Annotated in this window: 18 protein-coding genes; 7 read left to right on the top strand and 11 right to left on the bottom strand. The window is 44.2% G+C overall.

Going from position 1 to position 18,528, the window contains the following annotated elements:
* Positions 1–144: 144 nt before the first annotated feature.
* Positions 145–900, bottom strand: a complete 756-nt coding sequence (gene pdhR / locus ACMXYT_RS03270) for a pyruvate dehydrogenase complex transcriptional repressor PdhR (RefSeq protein WP_415883585.1) — start codon at positions 898–900, stop codon at positions 145–147.
* 359 nt (positions 901–1,259) lie between these two features.
* On the opposite strand from pdhR, the gene ACMXYT_RS03265 reads away from it, so the two are divergent.
* The 7 genes from ACMXYT_RS03265 to ACMXYT_RS03235 all read left to right on the top strand — a co-directional run bounded on the left by ACMXYT_RS03265 (position 1,260) and on the right by ACMXYT_RS03235 (position 8,686).
* On the top strand, positions 1,260–2,330 hold the full coding sequence (locus tag ACMXYT_RS03265; RefSeq protein ID WP_415900184.1) for a TRAP transporter substrate-binding protein: 1,071 nt from the start codon (positions 1,260–1,262) through the stop codon (positions 2,328–2,330).
* A 165-nt stretch (positions 2,331–2,495) separates the two neighbouring features.
* Positions 2,496–3,023 (top strand): TRAP transporter small permease subunit, encoded by a 528-nt coding sequence (locus ACMXYT_RS03260; RefSeq protein ID WP_415883583.1) that lies wholly within the window; start codon positions 2,496–2,498, stop codon positions 3,021–3,023.
* On the top strand, positions 3,023–4,405 hold the full coding sequence (locus tag ACMXYT_RS03255; protein ID WP_415883582.1) for a TRAP transporter large permease: 1,383 nt from the start codon (positions 3,023–3,025) through the stop codon (positions 4,403–4,405). The genes ACMXYT_RS03260 and ACMXYT_RS03255 overlap by 1 nt, the downstream gene beginning before the upstream one ends.
* 94 nt (positions 4,406–4,499) lie before the next feature.
* Positions 4,500–6,203 (top strand): D-lactate dehydrogenase, encoded by a 1,704-nt coding sequence (gene dld, locus ACMXYT_RS03250; RefSeq protein WP_415900182.1) that lies wholly within the window; start codon positions 4,500–4,502, stop codon positions 6,201–6,203.
* 128 nt (positions 6,204–6,331) lie between these two features.
* Positions 6,332–6,820: a universal stress protein gene (locus ACMXYT_RS03245; RefSeq protein WP_415893522.1), complete on the top strand. Its 489-nt coding sequence runs from the start codon at positions 6,332–6,334 to the stop codon at positions 6,818–6,820.
* 43 nt (positions 6,821–6,863) lie between these two features.
* A complete protein-coding gene (locus ACMXYT_RS03240; RefSeq protein WP_415900181.1) occupies positions 6,864–7,754 on the top strand; it encodes an AEC family transporter in 891 nt (296 codons plus the stop codon).
* A 35-nt stretch (positions 7,755–7,789) separates the two neighbouring features.
* On the top strand, positions 7,790–8,686 hold the full coding sequence (locus tag ACMXYT_RS03235; protein ID WP_415911847.1) for an ROK family protein: 897 nt from the start codon (positions 7,790–7,792) through the stop codon (positions 8,684–8,686).
* A gap of 46 nt (positions 8,687–8,732) precedes the next feature.
* Here the strand turns inward: ACMXYT_RS03235 and ACMXYT_RS03230 are convergent, their stop codons facing one another.
* The 10 genes from ACMXYT_RS03230 to pheA form a co-directional block, all read right to left on the bottom strand.
* Positions 8,733–9,038: a ComEA family DNA-binding protein gene (locus ACMXYT_RS03230; RefSeq protein ID WP_415900179.1), complete on the bottom strand. Its 306-nt coding sequence runs from the start codon at positions 9,036–9,038 to the stop codon at positions 8,733–8,735.
* 74 nt (positions 9,039–9,112) lie between these two features.
* On the bottom strand, positions 9,113–9,826 hold the full coding sequence (gene pyrF / locus ACMXYT_RS03225; protein WP_415900178.1) for an orotidine-5'-phosphate decarboxylase: 714 nt from the start codon (positions 9,824–9,826) through the stop codon (positions 9,113–9,115).
* A 16-nt stretch (positions 9,827–9,842) separates the two neighbouring features.
* Positions 9,843–11,033: a lipopolysaccharide assembly protein LapB gene (gene lapB / locus ACMXYT_RS03220; protein ID WP_415900177.1), complete on the bottom strand. Its 1,191-nt coding sequence runs from the start codon at positions 11,031–11,033 to the stop codon at positions 9,843–9,845.
* Positions 11,023–11,328 carry a lipopolysaccharide assembly protein LapA domain-containing protein gene (locus tag ACMXYT_RS03215; RefSeq protein ID WP_415900176.1) on the bottom strand — a complete coding sequence of 102 codons (306 nt, stop codon included), beginning with the start codon at positions 11,326–11,328 and terminating at the stop codon, positions 11,023–11,025. Before ACMXYT_RS03215 ends, lapB begins: the two co-directional genes overlap by 11 nt.
* Before the next feature lie 19 nt (positions 11,329–11,347).
* Positions 11,348–11,638 carry an integration host factor subunit beta gene (gene ihfB / locus ACMXYT_RS03210; RefSeq protein ID WP_415883573.1) on the bottom strand — a complete coding sequence of 97 codons (291 nt, stop codon included), beginning with the start codon at positions 11,636–11,638 and terminating at the stop codon, positions 11,348–11,350.
* Between the two features lie 40 nt (positions 11,639–11,678).
* Positions 11,679–13,367: a 30S ribosomal protein S1 gene (rpsA, locus tag ACMXYT_RS03205; protein WP_415900175.1), complete on the bottom strand. Its 1,689-nt coding sequence runs from the start codon at positions 13,365–13,367 to the stop codon at positions 11,679–11,681.
* A gap of 31 nt (positions 13,368–13,398) precedes the next feature.
* On the bottom strand, positions 13,399–14,085 hold the full coding sequence (gene cmk, locus ACMXYT_RS03200) for a (d)CMP kinase (RefSeq protein WP_415887060.1): 687 nt from the start codon (positions 14,083–14,085) through the stop codon (positions 13,399–13,401).
* On the bottom strand, positions 14,085–16,301 hold the full coding sequence (locus ACMXYT_RS03195) for a bifunctional prephenate dehydrogenase/3-phosphoshikimate 1-carboxyvinyltransferase (protein WP_415900174.1): 2,217 nt from the start codon (positions 16,299–16,301) through the stop codon (positions 14,085–14,087). The genes cmk and ACMXYT_RS03195 overlap by 1 nt, the downstream gene beginning before the upstream one ends.
* Positions 16,298–17,404, bottom strand: a complete 1,107-nt coding sequence (gene hisC / locus ACMXYT_RS03190) for a histidinol-phosphate transaminase (RefSeq protein ID WP_415911846.1) — start codon at positions 17,402–17,404, stop codon at positions 16,298–16,300. Before hisC ends, ACMXYT_RS03195 begins: the two co-directional genes overlap by 4 nt.
* Positions 17,405–17,415: 11 nt before the next feature.
* Positions 17,416–18,507, bottom strand: a complete 1,092-nt coding sequence (pheA, locus tag ACMXYT_RS03185) for a prephenate dehydratase (protein ID WP_415900172.1) — start codon at positions 18,505–18,507, stop codon at positions 17,416–17,418.
* Positions 18,508–18,528: the final 21 nt, after the last annotated feature.

Below are 18,528 nucleotides of genomic sequence, written 5' to 3'. Positions count from 1 at the left end.
GAATGACTAAACAGACCTTATAATATTGGTTTTGTAGTAATACTACATTTATTTTAGTACTTATGTCTATATTTATACCTAAAAAGATGTATAAATCGCTTTATACATACCTTATATGTAGTTTATATACAGAAATAAATACGGTTATATGTTTGCTCGGCGTAGCGCACGCTCTAAACGTGTATTTTCACGCTCACCTTCCAACAACGCCTCTTCGACATAAGCCAGATGGTGATGAGCTGCCTGACGCGCCTTTTCAGGATCACCTTCTAAAATCGCATCCATCAGCACTTTATGCTGATCATGGATCTTTTCGCGGTAATCAGAGTTCGGGTAGATGTTTTTAAGGTTGTCCCAAATATGTTCGCGCAGCAGATTGAAGAGTGCTCGCATCATATGCAGAAGAACCATGTTGTGAGTTGAGGCTGCGATTGCCAAGTGGAAGTCCACATCAGCATACACCTCTTTCTGAATGTCTTTAGTATCGTGATAGCGCTGAAGATCATCGTAACACTTCAAGATCGCCTCTTTATCCGCAGGTGTACTTCGAAGTGCAGCATAATAGGCGGCCACACCTTCCAAAGCGTGACGAAACTCCAACAGATCATATTGAGCTTCGGGATGCGTTCTAAACAACTCAAGCAGTGGATCAGAGAAGGAGCCACCCAAATCTTCAGAGACATAAGTACCACCGCCCTGACGACTGATTAGCAACCCCTTAGCCGCCAATTTTTGAACTGCTTCTCTAAGTGAAGGCCTAGATACTTCAAACTGCTTTGCAAGTTCGCGCTCAGGTGGTAGTTTTTGTCCTGGCTTTAACGTCCCTTCCAAAATCATGGCTTCCATCTGCTCCATGATTACGTCAGAAATCTTTGGCTGTTTAACCCGGTTGTAACTCATCTTCTGCACTCAAATTATATTGGTAAGACCAATATTAATAGTAATTTATTCTACATTAGCAACACAATAGCCCAAGCGGAATAATTTTTTTCACCGTATTTATACTATCCACAAACCCTGTGTAATAGCTGACTATGAAATAGATTTAACCAATGTTATAAATCTAGACTATAGTCATTTAGCAACAAAAAAATATTGACAGACCCTGCTCAAAAAAAATACAGTAGCATATCTCTGATGGTAAATTGGTATTACCAATTGAGATTACTGCAGCGCAGCAGAGGTCTTATCATCCCAATACCCTCTCCTCCTGCATCTCAATACTAAATATAAAAAATGAATCTCTTAGAGGATGTGACATGAAAAAGTTCGCCAAGTCTCTGATCTCTGCAGCTGTTGTTACTGCTGCTATTGCAGGTACGACAGCTCCAGCTCAAGCTGCTGACAAACTACTTCTAAAAACTCCAATTGCTTTCGGTTCTCACCTACCAGCGCTAGGCACTCCAATCGTTTGGGTTGCTGATCAGCTTAAGCTTGTAAGTGACGGCAAAATGAAAATGAAAATTTACGAGCCAGGCAAATTGGTTAGCCCTAAAGAGATTCTGGACGCAGTTTCTACTGGTAAAGTTAACTCTGGTTACTCTACTGCTGGTTACTGGCAGGGTAAAATGCCTGCGGCTGCACTGTTCTCTGCAGTTCCATTCGGCCCAGAAGCTGGTGAGTACATGGCGTGGTTGTACTACGGTAACGGTATGAGCCTTTACCAAGAAATGTATGACAATGCAGGTTACAACGTAAAAGTTCTTCCTTGCGCAATCATCTCTCCTGAAACATCTGGCTGGTTCTCTAAGCCAATCGAAAAACCAGAAGACCTAAAAGGTCTTAACATGCGTTTCTTCGGTCTAGGTGCTGACGTAATGGAAAAATTGGGCGTAGGCACAGTTCAACTTCCAGGCGGCGAAATCTTCGGTGCACTTGAGAAAGGTGCAATCGACGCATCTGAATTCTCTCAGCCAGCAATCGACCAGCGTCTAGGCTTCCACAAGATCGTTAAGTACAACTACTTCCCAGGCTGGCACCAGCAGGCGACAGTCTTCGAACTACTGATCAACAAAGACACTTGGGGCAAGATGAGCAAAGGCCAGAAGGCACTTGTTGAAACAACTTGTAAAGCGTCTATGACTAACGCAATCGCTGAAGGTGAAGCGATGCAGTTCCCTGTAATGGAAAAAGCGCAAGAGAATGGCGTTCAGATCCGTTACTGGAACGAAACAATGCTAAGCACTTTCAAATCTACTTGGGATGAAGTAGTTGCAGAGAAAACTGCTGCGGATCCTTTCTTCAAGAAAGTATGGGATGACATGAGCACATTCCGTAAAGGTTACGACCTTTGGGAAGCTAACGCATTCCTACCACGCGCAACTAAGTAAGACGACTCTCTTCGGAAGGTGCCCAGCCCTCCGAAGAATATCAGGGCAGCTTCGGCTGCCCTGTTTGCCTGTACATACAGGTAATCTATAAAAATAAATAATTAGATTTTTGAGTGAGCACTACTCGGCAAAGAATCTAATAAGAAGTAGCGAAGGTAAGTTTCAGTGACTGAAAATGAAAAGCTGACCCCCGTGCCCCTCGCAGATGCGATTGATAATTTTATTAAACGCATCGGTCTCACTATCGCTTGGACCTATGTTGTTCTTGTATTAGTGATTATGCTGCAGGTCATTTTGCGCAAAGGATTTGCTAGCGGCTTAATTGCCCTAGAAGAACTGCAATGGCACCTATATTCCATTGGCGTAATGTTTGGTCTTTCTTATGCCCAAACCACAAATTCACATATTCGCGTAGACCTGTTCTATTCCCGCCTAAGGGCGAACACTAAGCGCTGGATCGAAGTTATTAGTATCCCAACAATGGTTCTACCATTCGTTGCAATCATCTTTATGCAAAGTATCGATTTCGTTGCTGAATCCTATCGAGTAAACGAAGGCTCAGAAGCCGCTTCCGGCCTGCCGTATCGCTGGATCATTAAAGGTGTTATTCCCGTAAGTTTTGGCCTACTAGCATTAGCACTTATCTCTCGTTTTATTCGTGATTTGACTCTAATTATTAAAGGTGATGACTGATGGATGCGAATGAAGTTCTCGTAATCGCGATGTTCCTGTCGTTCATCGCGCTTCTATTTACAGGTATACCTGTCGCTTGGGTATTAGGCGGCATTGGTATCATTTTTGCCTTTTTAGGGCAATTTACAGACACATACATGGATACCATGACGGGTCTGGACTACACCACACTTGGGCTTGTAGTTAACCGTCTATGGACCATCATGGAAAACTGGATTCTTGTAGCCCTCCCCATGTTCATATTTATGGGGATCATGCTCGATAAATCTGGCGTTGCAGAACGCTTGATGAAATCGATGCAGGAGCTATTTGGTCGTGTTCACGGCGGTCTTGCTATTACAGTGACAGCGATTGGTATTATCCTAGCTGCGTCTACCGGTATCATCGGTGCATCCGTTGTACTACTGGCAGTTATGTCACTACCAGCGATGACTAAGCAGGGCTATAACATGCCACTTGCGCTAGGTACGATCGCTTCTGCAGGCACGCTAGGCATTCTAATCCCACCAAGCATCATGCTGGTTATCATGGCTGACCAATTAGGTCTGTCAGTTGGTGACCTATTTATGGGCGCTGTATTCCCAGGCCTAATGCTTGGCGCGTTTTACATTATCTACATTCTTGCTCGTGGCTTTATCAACCCAAGTCACATGCCGATCCCGGATGATGCAAAACCTGTTGATCTAAAGATCTTCTTTAATGTCCTTAAAGATGTTCTACCGACACTGCTTCTTATCATTGTCGTACTTGGTTCTATCTTTGCGGGTATTGCAACGCCGACCGAAGCCGCTGGCGTAGGTGCATTTGGTGCAACACTTCTGGCGATGTACAACAAGAAGTTTAGCTTCAAAGTACTACATGAAGTTGTTGGCGGCACAATGAACACAACTGCCTACATCTTCGCGATATTCATTGGTGCAACATGTTTCGCTCTTGTTCTTCGTGAACTAGGTGGCGACGAGATGATCGAAGAGTTTCTAACAGGCCTTCCATTTGGCCCTTATGGAATCATCTTCTTCATCCTAGCGGTTATTTTCCTACTAGGTTTCTTCCTAGATTGGATCGAGATCACGCTAATCATCTTGCCGCTATTGGCACCTGTAATTTCGGCCCTCGGCTTAGATATTACAGCTCCGGGGATCGATAACCCTGAATTGGTTTGGTTCGTCATGCTTGTCGCCATGGCCTTGCAGACCTCGTTCTTAACGCCCCCCGTCGGGTTTGCCCTCTTCTATCTGAAAGGGGTATGCCCACCAAACGTTAAGATCACTGATATTTATAAAGGTGTAATTCCTTTCATTATTCTTCAGTTAGCTGCGCTACTGGTACTAGTATTCTGGCCTCAGATCGTTCTTTGGCTACCAACTATCGCCTACAGTTAAGATAACTGAATAGCACTGGGTATCTAAGATGCCCAGTGCGCACATATATAATAATTAGGCCTTAAGGCCATTTAGAGCTAGTAGAGTACTTCATATGTCCAGTCACGATCTTCTCGATCAGTTAAGGTCTATCCTTGGCGAGAACAATGTTCTCACTGGGGAAAACCAGACCGAACACTATCGCACAGGTTTCCGCTCCGGCGAGGGTTCTGCCCTTGCAGTAGTATTTCCAACCACACTTTTAGAACAGTGGAAGGTTCTAGATACCTGCATTAAAGCCGATACGATTGTGATTATGCAGGCCGCTAACACAGGCCTAACAGAAGGCTCCACTCCAAGTGGTGACGACTATGATCGTGAGATTATTGTCATCAACACTACACGCATGAACAAAATCTACCTGATTGATGAAGGCAAGCAGATCATCAGCTTCCCTGGGGCAACACTATTCACCCTAGAGAAGATGCTTAAGCCTATTAATCGTGCGCCCCATTCTGTTATTGGCTCTTCCTGTATCGGCGCTTCAATTGTTGGCGGTATTGCAAACAACTCCGGTGGCGCCTTAGTTCAACGTGGACCAGCCTATACTGAGCTTTCTCTATTTGCTCAGCTTAACGATAATGGCGAGTTGGAATTGGTTAATCACCTTGGCATTGACCTAGGCGAGACGCCAGAAGAGATCCTTACAAATTTAGAACAGAAAAACTTTACCGATTCTGATGTTAAAGCTAGCACTCAAAAAGCATCGGCAAACGATTATCCTGAAATTGTTCGCGATGTAGATGCAGACACACCTGCTCGCTACAACGCTGATACTAGCCGCTTATATGAATCCAGCGGTTGCGCAGGCAAAGTAGGTGTATTCGCTGTTCGCTTAGATACCTTCCCTGTCGCACAAAAAGAACAGGTTTATTACATTGGCACCAACGATGCCAATGAACTGACAGAGATTCGCCGCCACATCCTGCAACACTTCGATAACCTACCTGAAGTTGCTGAATACATGCATAAAGATATCTACGACATTGCTGAAAAATACGGCAAAGATACCTTTATGATGATTAACTACTTTGGCACCGACCCGCTTCCAAAGCTTTTCGCTATGAAAGGTCGTATCTCTGCTGCACTGAATAAGATCAGCTTCTTGCCAAAAGATATCCCAGATCGCGTTATGCAGGTTATGAGCCGATGCTGGCCAAATATTCTGCCAAAACGTATGCGCGATTTCCGCGAGAAGTATGACCACTACCTCGTGCTAAAAATGAGCGACGGTGGCATCTCCGAAGCAGATAAGTTTCTAAAAGAGTTTTTCAGCAACAGTCAGTCTGGCGATTACTTCGAATGCGATGCAGATGAAGCCAAAAAAGCTTATCTACACCGTTTTGCCGCTGCAGGTGCTGCTATTCGCTATCAGATCATCCACCAAAATGAAGTTGAAGATATTTTGGCACTGGATATAGCACTGCGTCGAAATGATCCGGATTGGGTAGAAAAACTACCGGAAGAGATCAGCAAGCACATCGTTCACTCGCTCTACTACGGCCACTTTATGTGTCACGTTTTCCATCAGGACTACATTCTGAAGAAAGGCGCTGATGGTAAAGCCGTGAAGAAGATGATGTTGGACCTACTGGCACAGAAAGGTGCGAAATACCCTGCTGAGCATAACGTTGGTCATCTTTATGAAGCAGAAGAAGGTCTACAGAATTTCTACTTCTCATTAGACCCGACAAATACATTTAACCCTGGTATTGGTAAGACTCCAAAGTCTCGCTGCGGGTGTGGTTCGCCACATTAAATTGAGTTCTAAATTTAAATATTGAGCTAGGTCTATAGATTGTCGAGTAAATCTGAGCACCGACTTACGAAGTGCTAAACTGACCGAATTCAATACTTTAGTCTAAGACTGTTTTTGAGGAAATGATCATGGCACTTCCAGATATCAAAACTATTCTTTACGCAACATCTTTGGGTAAACACACTCGGCCTGTATTCCGCCAAGCGGTTAACCAGGCAGTTCTAAATGATGCCAAGATCGTTATGCTACACGTAGTAGAACCGATGGGTGAGATGGGTCATGCTCTGATCCAAAACTATGTTTCTGAAGATCTTATCAAGCAGATGCATGATGAAGGTATCAAAGAGATCCACAAAACAATGCAAGATCGTGTCGAGAAATTCTGCGAAGACGAACTGCAAAGTTTAGATAAGCCTGTTGTGCTTAACATTGAACACAAGGTTGCTGAAGGCAATCAAACTGATTCTATTCTTGGTGCTGCACAAGCTGAAAATGCTGATATGATCGTTATGGGCGCGGAAAACCGATTTGGTCACCATAGCCATACAAGCCAGCAAGTGATGCGTAATTCCAAGATTCCTGTACTGATTGTTCAAACAGGCAAAGAGTACGATTAAACGCTCCAAAGTAGGCCACAACTGACATATAAGGTAGTTATTGATGGAAGTACAAGGTCTACTGATTGAACGGATATTCCTTACCGTGTTCCCACTTGTGGCGATTGTCACAGTGGGATTTTTTTATGCCCGCCGCTATCAGCCGGACATGAATGCAGCCAATCAGATCAATATTGATGTTTTTGTTCCAGCGCTGATCTTTGCTGTTTTATCTGCTGAATCATTTGATCTAATTAAGTACCAATCTCTCGCCATTGGCGCCGCTATTATTGTGATTGGCTCAGGTATTCTGCTCTACCCTGCCTGTAAACTGTTAAAGGTACATCCTAAAACGTTCCTACCTCCAATGATGTTCAGCAACAGTGGTAATTTAGGTATACCGCTGATTGTCTTAGCCTTTGGAGAAAACGCGCTACAAGCCGCTGTAGTCTTATTTCTAGTGGAAAATTTGCTCCACTTTACTGTCGGTATCTACATACTGGATCATAAGACTCGTTTGCTTAATCTACTTCGCATGCCGATGATTTTAGCAACCATTTTAGGCCTTATCTGGAGCGGCTTCGATCTACCGATCCCTAAAGCAGTCCATACCTTTATAGACATGCTGGGTCAGATAGCTATTCCATTAATGCTCTTTGCACTGGGTGTAAGAATGACTAGCGTAGACTTTTCTAATTGGAGAATAGGTAGCCTCAGCGCAGTACTCTGCCCTGCCAGCGGTATTATCATCGCTCTGATCTGCCAGCAGTTCCTACAACTGGATGCGACACAGTTTGCCTATTTAGTTGTCTTTGGTGCACTACCACCAGCCGTTTTAAATTACATGATTGCTGAACGATACAATCAAGAGCCTCATCAAGTCGCTTCCATTGTTTTGCTAGGCAATATGGGCAGTCTCATTTTTATTCCAATCACTCTCGCTTTTGTTATATAAAATTACTTAAATTTCTCAAATAGCATGAGAGAAAAATGGACTACTGTATCGGTATAGATCTTGGCGGCACCAAGATCGAAATTATTGCGTTGACTCCATCTTCAGATGTTCTATTTAGATATCGCGTTCCTACGCCACAAGGGAATTACCAAGCAACCCTAGATGCAATTTGCTCGCTTATAGAAAGGGCTGAAAGCAACATAAAGCATCCAACCCGCTCCATTGGTATTGGAATTCCCGGAGCAATTTCTCGAGAAACAGGCTTAATCAAAAACGCCAATTCCACTTGTTTAATCGGCCATCCATTGGATAAAGATTTAAGCGACCGACTACAAAGGCCTATTAAAATAGCTAACGATGCTGATTGCTTTGCATTGTCTGAAGCTGTCGATGGTAGCGGTAAAGACTACAACTCTGTATTTGGCGTTATTTTAGGGACAGGTGTCGGTGGAGGCATTGTTATAAATAAGCAACTGCTTAGTGGCCCAAATTCTATATGCGGTGAGTGGGGACATAATTCGCTGCCTAGGATTAATGAATTAGATGGGGTTGGGCGAGATTGTTATTGCGGCAAACAAGACTGTATAGAGACGTTTTTATCTGGCCCTGGTTTTACCACTCACTATAACGATTCGACTTTCTCACAATTAGATACCGAATCTATATGGGAGCTCGCCAAAACTGGAGACAAGTCAGCAATAGAGCATTGTGAGTTATACATCGAACAGCTAGCTAAAGCGCTATCATCGGTTATCAATATCTTGGATCCCGAGGTTATTGTGCTAGGCGGAGGGCTTTCTAACCAGAGCGATATCTATCAGAAACTTCCAGAGAGGTTAGCCCAATATGTGTTCTCTGATTCGATGAATACGCCGATTTTGAAAGCGCGATTTGGCGACTCCAGCGGAGTCCGTGGAGCCGCCTGGTTGTAACACCCAAATCGCTCTGAGCCTTACAACCTACTACTAGTGCTTAACGCTACTTCTTACTCGCCACTTCGCTCTTTTTATCCACAACCTCTTGAATAGAGATATTTGAGCGATTTTTCTCAACTGTGGCAGCACCAATGCCTTTCACTTCAGTTAATTGATCTACCGATGTGAAAGGACCATTGTTAGTACGATATTCAACAATAGCTTCTGCCTTAGCTACCCCAATACCATTAAGGTTTTGTGCTAACTGTTCGGCTGTAGCGGTATTAAGATCGATAGGAGCTGCAAAAGCAGACAAAGAGAACACACAAGCGAACGCCATCATCAGCGCTCTTAAAGAAGAGAGTTTCATAGTAAATTCCTTTTACTTTATTTTAGGTCTGACCTCATCCATTTAAGCCAGACCTTCTTTATAGCTTGCTAAAGCTACGAAAGCAACGGTTCTAATTCAGCATCGATTTTAGCTAGTGCGCCTACAGGCGAATCTGCTTTAGTAATTGGGCGACCAATCACTAGGTAATCACTGCCTGCTTTTAATGCATCTGACGGTGTCATAATACGCTTCTGATCGCCAACATCCGAATCCGCAGGTCGAATACCCGGCGTTACTAGTTTGAATTCTTCGCCGATCACTTGGCGTAGTGGTGTTACTTCCTGTGCAGAACAAACCACACCATGCAGACCACTTTCTTCAGTTAACTTAGCCAAACGTTTCACATGCTCTAACGGTTCAATATCTAACCCTAAATCGCGCAAGTCACTGCGCTCCATACTGGTTAGTACAGTCACACCGATTAACAACGTCTCAGAACCATTAACTTGCTCAAGCTCGTTGCGAGCAGCTTCCATCATACGGCGGCCACCCGAAGCATGAACATTGACCATCCATACGCCTAGTTCGGCAGCTGCGCGAACGGCTTTAGCCGTAGTATTCGGGATATCATGAAATTTCAGATCTAGAAAGACATCAAAGCCTAGGCTCTGAAGTGTTTCTACAATAGCCGGACCACTTCGCGTGAATAACTCTTTACCAACTTTTACACGGCATCGAGTCGGGTCCAACTGCTTAGCCATTGCCAAAGCCTGATTTTGATCAGGGTAATCTAGTGCAACAATGACTCTTTTTTTATCCAATAACATATAAGTTCTCTAAAATTTATTCGCCTTCCAAGCCTTGAATAGGCTTAGTCGTGCCCCAGCTTTTACATGAAGGACACTGCCAGGAGAGCGTTCTGCCTGAAAATCCACAACTATTACAACGGTATACGGGTTTTGAGAGTTCTAACTGTCCTGTCAGACCTCGTAATACCTTTAAGCTATCCTTAGCACTATCTGAGCCATATTCTATATGAAGATCGATCAGACTATTAAATCCTTTTACTGAAGGACGACGCTTTAATTCTTCAGTAATAAAACTTCCAGCCGCATAAACACCTCTCTCCTGCTTAACATGCTCAGCGAGAGCAATCAGCACTGTCGTTGAGGGAGAATGCGCCAAGCAGCTACGTAGGTATTCTAGGTGATCTTTATGATCTCCTGTTCTCTCATAACATTCCCTCAGCAGAGGAATCGTTTCGGAGACAAATAACCGGTCTTGTTTTGATACTTTTTTAAGATGCTTGATCGCCTGCTTCCACTGTTCAGACTTCATTGCGATCTGAGCTTTTAACAAGCTTACACGAACATTATTCGAATCAAATTGCTCTGCATCTTTGAGATACTCAGCCGCCGCTTTGATAAGCTTTTGCTGTAATGCCATGTCAGCTAATTCACAGCAGTAATGCGCTAACTCGTTATTTAAATCACGTCTTTCATCCGTTGGGAGTTTATTCGCTGTAACTAAGGCTTCTTCCCACTCACCTTCTTTCTCATAGAGCTTAATTAACAGATTGAGCGCTTTACTGTGGATGCGTTTAGGGGAAGGAGATTTAATAATTTCCTGTAAGAGATTTTCAGCTCGGTCCAACAAGCCCACAGAATAATAGTCATTCGCTAGCGCCATCTGAATCCGCATAAAATCATCCCGATCCAAATTTGGGCGCGCTAGAAGGTTTTGATGGATCTGTATCGCTCGATCTACATCACCTTTACGGCGAAAGAGCTTTGCTAAAGAAAGGTGGGCTGGAATGGTATCTGAATTGATCTCTAAAGCACGGATAAAGCTTTCAATCGCCTCATCCATTTTCTCATTCAAAAGATAATCTAAACCCGTAAAGTATTCGTGGCTTAGATTCGTTTGGGGAGGCGCAGGCTTTGACTGCTTATCACGCCTGCCTAGCAACCAGCCAATGCCGATCGCCAGAACAAACGGAATTAAAAGAAAAGCGTTGTCGAGATTAAACGGCATCTTTCAGGCTGGATACTCGCAACTGATCTAGCTCTTTTTGAGTACTAGCAATTTTACGGCGCGCAGAGCCCAAACGGGTTTTTAACATGACGATAATCATTGTACTAAGCGCTCCACCGATAAGAGCACCCGCAACAAATGTCGCTACTAGCCAAGTACCTAAACTAAATTCTGGTAGCTGCAGAAAAACAAGATTAATCGCAACCTGATCTGTGTTGTTAATCACTAACATTAAACCAATAAATAGTGCCAAAAACGCTAAAGCAACGAAGATCAATTTTTTAACTAAACGCACCGGATTAAACCTCAATTACCTAATTTTGAATTGAATCATTTACCTGTTCACGCAACTCTTTACCTGGTTTGAAGTGCGGAACATATTTAGCATCAAGCGCTACAGACTCACCCGTTTTTGGGTTACGCCCTGTTCTAGGCGCTCGATAATGTAGTGAAAAACTACCAAATCCTCTGATTTCTATACGATCACCTTGAGACAAAGATTCTGTCATGTGATCTAGCATCGTCTTCACGGACAGCTCGATATCCTTTACCGACAATTGTTCATGTCGATCTACTAGTACTTCAATCAGTTCAGATTTCGTCATACCTATACTCCTTTGCTCGTGGACCGTACATACTGCCTAGCTACTCAGAGTCACCTTTATTCATCTGAGCCTTAATTAAATCACCGATAGTCGTTGGGCCTGATAGCGTCGTTTCAGACTGCTGACTAATTTTATCCAGAGCTTGTTTCTCTTGCTCTACTTCCATCTGCTTGATAGAGAGCGAAATCACTCTGTTTCTACGATCGATTTGGCTGATCATAGCCTCAACTTCATCTCCGACGCTAAAATGATCTGCTAGATTATCTATGCGCTCTCGAGACACATCGGAGATTCTTAGTACCGCTTCAACACCTTCCGCCACGGTTACACTAACCGCCTTGTCAGTGATATCAGAAACCGTACCTTTAACAACTTTGCCCTTGCCATGACTCGCAGTAAAGCTGCTAAATGGATCTTCATCTAACTGCTTAACACCCAAAGCGATTCTCTCTCGCTCTGAATCAACCGAAAGCACCACCGCTTCTAAGTCATCGCCTTTTTTCAGTGTTTTAACAACATCCTCTCCGCTGTCATCCCATGACAAATCGGATAGATGTACAAGGCCATCGATACCACCTTCTAGGCCAATGAAAACACCAAAATCAGTTATTGAACGGATTTTACCACTTAAGCGATCACCTTTTTGGAATTTAGTCGCAAATTCTTGCCAAGGATTCGCTTTGCATTGCTTCATACCTAAAGAGATACGACGACGCTCTTTATCGATGTCTAATAACATCACATCGACTTCGTCTCCCACCTGAACAACTTTAGATGGATGCACATTTTTATTGGTCCAATCCATTTCAGAAACATGGATTAAACCTTCAATACCTTTTTCGATCTCAGCGAAACAACCGTAATCAGTAAGATTCGTCACTTTCGCTTTCGCTTTGGTACCGATTTCGTAATTAGCAATCAGCTGTGTCCACGGATCTTCCGTTAACTGTTTAACCCCTAGCGATACACGGTTACGTTCTTTATCGAAACGCAGTACCTGAACATCGATACTTTCGCCAACCGTTAGGACTTCACTTGGATGCTTAACGCGTTTCCATGCGATATCAGTGATGTGTAACAGACCATCCACACCGCCAAGATCGATAAATGCACCGTAGTCGGTGATGTTTTTGACAACGCCTTTAACAACAAGGCCTTCTTTCAGTTCTGAAAGTAGTTTTTCACGCTCAACACTGTAAGCCGCTTCGAGCACAGCGCGACGCGAAACAACAATGTTATTGCGCTTGGCATCGAGCTTAACTAATTTAAACTCGAGTTCTTGGTTTTCTAAGTGACTGGTATCTCGAAGAGGACGGACATCGACTAAAGAGCCCGGGAGGAATGCTTGAATACTTCCAAGCATAATCGTTAGACCACCTCGGACTTTACCCGAGATGCGCCCTGTTACAATTTCATCAGATTCGTAAGCTTTCTCAAGCTCTGCCCAAGCTTCTGCACGTTTCGCTTTATCACGAGAAAGCTGGGTAGAACCGAAGCCGTCTTCGACAGCTTCTAACGCAACTCTGACTTCGGATCCAACATCGATTGTTAGCTCGCCAGAGTCATCAATAAACTGCGACCGCGGGATAACACCTTCTGATTTGAGACCTGCATTGACGATAACAAAGTCATCCTCAATCGCAATTACTGTACCCGTTACGATAGCGCCCGGCGCCATCTCCAACTCTTGAAGGCTTTCTTCAAATAGTTCAGCAAAGCTCTCGCTCATATCTGTATCCCGCTTTGTCGTTATGACACTATCAGCGAAGCCCTTTATGCCTCGCTGCATCCATTACAGCGGCTAGGACCTCTTCGATTGACATCTTAGTCGTATCAAGAATTACTGCATCCGCCGCGGGCTTAAGAGGAGCAACAGGACGATTCATATCACGGTCGTCTCGTGCCTGAATATCCTCCAATATAGCTTGAAGACTAGCACCCAGTCCCTTGTTTATCAACTGGTTATAACGTCGTACAGCACGCTCTTCAGCACTGGCATCGAGATAGATTTTGAGTGGCGCTTCAGGAAAAACAACCGTACCCATATCACGACCATCTGCAATTAGCCCAGGCATTTCAGCAAATGCACGCTGACGCTCTAATAGAGCATCACGAACCGCTGGAATAGCTGCAACGATAGAAGCATCCTTTCCTACAGCTTCAGTGCGAATAGCATCAGTAACCTCTTCACCTTCCAGAACGATCTGAACGGTATCGTCATCACGAGGAATAAACTGCACATTTAAGTGTGCAGCTAAAACGACCAACGCTTCTTCATCATCAAGGTTTACACCATGATGATTAGCTGCAAGACCTAGTAGGCGATATAACGCTCCACTATCTAACAGCTCCCAACCTAATTCTTTCGCCAATAGCTGGCATATAGTTCCTTTACCCGATCCACTGGGACCATCAACGGTAATTACGGGGACCTGTCCGTTAGACATCATCCCTCCTCCTTTTCTACCTTTATTCCTGCAGTCTGTGCTAGTTCAACAAAGCCAGGGAAAGATGTAGCTACATTGGCACAGTCATTAATTGTGATCTCACCAGTAGCACGCAACGCAGCCACACAAAAAGACATAGCAATACGGTGATCATCATGGCTTTCTACAACGCCACCGCCGATCTCTCCGCCTTGGATGATCGCACCATCTGGCGTACCTTCAATATCCACACCAAGTGCTTTAAGGCCATCAACCATAGATTGAATTCGATCACTCTCTTTTACGCGAAGCTCTTCAGCGCCAGATACAATCGTTGTACCGTCGGCGCAAGCGGCTGCAATAAATAGCGCAGGGAACTCATCAATTGCCAGAGGAACTTGGTCTTCAGGAATATGGATACCTTTAAGCGGTGCATAACGAATACGGATATCAGCAACAGGTTCGCCACCGACTTCACGCTCATTAAGTAATTCAAGGTTCGCACCCATTAAACGCAGGATATTGATAATGCCAACACGGGTTGGGTTGATACCAACGTGCTCTAGAGTCAAATCAGAACCTGGAGCTATAGCCGCTGCTACCAAAAAGAATGTCGCGGAAGAGATATCAGCAGGCACATCTATGCGAGTTGCATGCAACTGACCACCCGATTTAACCGCTGCTTTAGAGCCATTTTGCTCTACAGGATAACCAAACCCCGTGAGCATACGCTCTGTATGATCACGTGTCGGTGCAGGCTCTGTTACAGAGGTCTCACCTTCAGCGTAAAGACCAGCCAATAGCAGACAAGACTTAACCTGAGCACTCGCCATAGGCATATCATAATGAATGCCTTTTAGTGCCTGACCACCCTTAATCTTCATTGGTGGACGACCGTTTTCAGCTGTTTCGATCTCTGCTCCCATCAAACGAAGTGGATCAGCTACACGACCCATTGGACGTTTAGTAAGAGAAGCATCACCAGTAAGCTCAGAATCAAATTGCTGTGCTGCCAATAAACCAGATAGCAAACGCATTGATGTACCGGAATTACCTACATATAGAGGCCCAGGAGGTGCACTTAAGCCATTAACACCTACGCCGTAGATAGTTACATTGCCATCATCAGGACCTTCAATAACCACACCCATATCACGGAATGCTTGCAAGGTCGCTAAGCTATCTTCACCTTCAAGGAAGCCTGTAACTTCCGTAACACCATCAGCTAGGGAACCCAGCATAATGGAGCGATGTGAAATAGATTTATCACCTGGAACTCGAATTTTACCACTTACGCTGCCGCCAGGCTGGGCACGAAAGGTTACTAATTGATTACTCATATCTTGTGAATATGCCGTACCAGAAAGGATTCTTGAAAAATGTTCTCGCGCAGCTCGCGCACGCGTGAAAGTGCCTAACATCGTCTCACTATCACCGCACTCAATCGCTGCTCTTAGCTTTGCTAATCCCGATGTATATCGATCTAACTGCGCTAGCAAAGCGTCTCTATTTGCTAAACAGATGTCGTGCCACATTGTCGGGTCACTACCGGCTATCCGAGTAAAATCACGGAAGCCTCCAGCTGCATAGCGGAAAATATCAGTATTATTACCTTGTTCCTGAGCCAGAGTATCCACTAAGGAAAACGCCAGCATGTGTGGGAGATGACTGGTTGCTGCCAACACTTCATCATGCTTTTCTACGTCCATAATCAGCACTTCTGCACCAGTGGACGCCCACATTTCAGTAAACACCTTAACAGCGTAAGATGAAGATTCTGCTAAAGGCGTTAGAATAATTTTGTGCTGTTCAAATAGATGTTCATCCGCTGCTGCTACACCGCTTTTCTCAGAACCAGCAATTGGGTGACCCGGTACAAAACCAGAAGGCACTTGATCAAAGACTCGCTTAGCCGCTTCGACCACATTAGCCTTAGTACTACCTACATCTGTAATCAATGTTTCTTCAGCGATAAATGGCGCAATATCCACCAGCACCTTTTCCATCGCTTTTACAGGCACTGCTAAAACAATAATATCCGCCTGACTTACAGCATCCGCTAGGCTATCAGCAGCTACATCGATCACTCCGCTACTTAAACCTAACTTTGTCTCTTCTGGGTCACGATCAAAACCAATAATCTGTCCGCAACAACGGTTTTGACGAAGTACTTTTGCTAAAGAACCGCCAATTAAACCTAACCCAATAATTAGTGTATTTTTGATTCCTTGACTCAACGTTTCTCTACCACTTGTTGTAATGCTTTTAGGCAACGTTCATTTTCATGTTGTAAACCAATGCTGATGCGCAGGTGATTTGGCATTCCATAATTCGCCACTGGCCTAACAATAACACCCTGCTCTAGCATTGATTGGTAGATAGGCGAGGCATCTTTAGCCAGATCTACTGCAATAAAATTTCCTACCGATGGGATAAATGCCAATCCCAACTTGGCCAAACCTGACTGATAAAAAGCCATGCCTGCAGTATTAACTTGTACAGCTTTATCTAGATGCTCTTGATCAGATATAGCTATTTCTGCAGCGGCAAGCGCCAGATTATTCACATTAAATGGCTGTCTTACTCGGCTTAACAGATTTGCTATATCGTTGTTTGAAACCGAGTAACCGACACGTAAACCAGCCAAGCCATAAGCTTTAGAAAAGGTTCGAGTAACGATTAGATTCGAATACTGCTTCTGTAAACTCAAACTATCCGGAAAGTCTTCTGCTTCCACATACTCCGTGTAAGCTTCATCCAAAACCACTAAGACATTTTCTGGCACTTGGGCTAAAAACGTTTCTAACTGTCCTTGGGTTAAATATGTACCCGTCGGATTGTTAGGATTAGCGATAAAGATCATACGAGTATTTGGAGTTAATCGCTCCAACATCGCATCAAGATCGTGCCCCCAATCTTTGGCTGGAGCGACCACAGCTTTAGCACCAATTGCTTGAGTCACCAACGAATAAACGACAAAAGAATATTCAGAATAGATAACTTCATCATCTGAGGTTAGAAAAGCACGAGCGATCAGTTCCAACACATCATTAGAGCCATTACCTAATGTAATCTGTTCCGACTGGCAGTTTAAATCGTCAGCCAGAGCCAACTTCAATCGGTAACCACCACTATCAGGATAAAGATTGATGCCTGACAGTTTATCTTGGAGAGCTGTGACGACTTTTGGTGAGGCCCCTATTGGGCTCTCATTACTTGCCAGCTTCACCACATCAGTTAAGCCAAGCTCTCGCTCTAACTCTTCTGGTGGTTTGCCTGGCAAATAGGGGTGCAGATTTTGCACCCCTGGTGAAGCCAGTGAAAAGAAATCACAACTCATCGATATGCCTCTTAAAGCACCGCGCGTGGGTATGAACCTAAGATTTTCAGCTCAACACTTTCTTTGGCTAATTCAGCCAGCGCTTTAGCAACTAGCTTGTCTTCACTATGTCCTTCGAAATCGATATAGAACATAGATTGTTTCGCAGATGATCTGGTTTCTACACGTGTCAGACTAATTTGTGAACGATGGAAAGGTTCCAACAACTGATACAAAGCACCTGGAGCATTAGGCACAGAAACCAAAATGGATGTTTTATCATCACCGCTAGGGCCAACATCCTGATCACCGATGATCAAGAAACGCGTTGAGTTATCCGCCTGATCTTCGATATTGCTAACAGCAGCTTCAAGTTCATAAAGTTCTGCAGCCATGTCACCTGCAATGGCGGCATAACCTTGACCTTCTTGCTTAGCCAAACGTGCTGCTTCGGCGTTAGAGCTGACTGCAACCTTTTCAATATGTGGATAACGCGCATCTAACCAACTACGGCTTTGCGCTAGGGACTGCTCATGGGAATAGATCTTGAAGATCTCATCCAAGCTATCACCTTCGTTGACCAATAAATGTAGGTGAACTGGAACTTCCACTTCTCCACAAATTTTAAGATCGAACTGTTTAAACAGATCAAGCGTGCTACTAACAACACCTTCCGAAGAGTTCTCGATTGGGACAACACCGTAATGAGCACCACCAGACTGCACTTCGCGGAAGACATCTTTAGACGATTGCATCGGAAGATTATGAGCAGAGTGACCAAAATGCTTCATTGAAGCCTGTTGGGTAAATGTACCTTCTGGGCCAAGGAAAGCTACTCGCATTGGCTCTTCTAACGCCAAGCAAACAGACATTACTTCACGGAAAAGACGTGCAACTTCTTTATCAGGCAATGGACCTTCGTTACGCTCCATCACAGCGCGCAATACCTGAGCTTCACGCTCAGGGCGATAAAATACAGCCGCCGCTTCACCTTGATGTTTCTGTTTAACTTCAGCTACACGTTGAGCACATTTAGCACGCTGATTCAGAAGCTCATGAAGCTGACCATCTATAGAATCGATCTGGTCACGTAAAACACGTAACTCTTTTTCTTGTTCACTCATACTCTTCTCATTTTCCGCAAA

This window comes from Neptuniibacter sp. QD37_11 (genome assembly GCF_047778105.1).
In the GTDB taxonomy this organism is placed as follows: domain Bacteria; phylum Pseudomonadota; class Gammaproteobacteria; order Pseudomonadales; family Balneatricaceae; genus Neptuniibacter.
This window is presented reverse-complemented; position numbering and strand designations above follow the sequence as displayed.

Bases quoted from the DNA above. Each gene is read 5' to 3' on its own strand.
- ACMXYT_RS03230 (WP_415900179.1), bottom strand. From the start codon at position 9,038: ATGAAACTCTCTTCTTTAAGAGCGCTGATGATGGCGTTCGCTTGTGTG.
- ACMXYT_RS03245 (WP_415893522.1), top strand. From the start codon at position 6,332: ATGGCACTTCCAGATATCAAAACTATTCTTTACGCAACATCTTTGGGT.
- lapB (WP_415900177.1), bottom strand. From the start codon at position 11,033: ATGCCGTTTAATCTCGACAACGCTTTTCTTTTAATTCCGTTTGTTCTG.
- ACMXYT_RS03240 (WP_415900181.1), top strand. From the start codon at position 6,864: ATGGAAGTACAAGGTCTACTGATTGAACGGATATTCCTTACCGTGTTC.
- ACMXYT_RS03265 (WP_415900184.1), top strand. From the start codon at position 1,260: ATGAAAAAGTTCGCCAAGTCTCTGATCTCTGCAGCTGTTGTTACTGCT.
- ACMXYT_RS03235 (WP_415911847.1), top strand. From the start codon at position 7,790: ATGGACTACTGTATCGGTATAGATCTTGGCGGCACCAAGATCGAAATT.
- pdhR (WP_415883585.1), bottom strand. From the start codon at position 900: ATGAGTTACAACCGGGTTAAACAGCCAAAGATTTCTGACGTAATCATG.
- cmk (WP_415887060.1), bottom strand. From the start codon at position 14,085: ATGTCTAACGGACAGGTCCCCGTAATTACCGTTGATGGTCCCAGTGGA.
- pyrF (WP_415900178.1), bottom strand. From the start codon at position 9,826: ATGTTATTGGATAAAAAAAGAGTCATTGTTGCACTAGATTACCCTGAT.
- hisC (WP_415911846.1), bottom strand. From the start codon at position 17,404: ATGAGTTGTGATTTCTTTTCACTGGCTTCACCAGGGGTGCAAAATCTG.
- dld (WP_415900182.1), top strand. From the start codon at position 4,500: ATGTCCAGTCACGATCTTCTCGATCAGTTAAGGTCTATCCTTGGCGAG.
- ACMXYT_RS03255 (WP_415883582.1), top strand. From the start codon at position 3,023: ATGGATGCGAATGAAGTTCTCGTAATCGCGATGTTCCTGTCGTTCATC.
- pheA (WP_415900172.1), bottom strand. From the start codon at position 18,507: ATGAGTGAACAAGAAAAAGAGTTACGTGTTTTACGTGACCAGATCGAT.
- rpsA (WP_415900175.1), bottom strand. From the start codon at position 13,367: ATGAGCGAGAGCTTTGCTGAACTATTTGAAGAAAGCCTTCAAGAGTTG.
- ihfB (WP_415883573.1), bottom strand. From the start codon at position 11,638: ATGACGAAATCTGAACTGATTGAAGTACTAGTAGATCGACATGAACAA.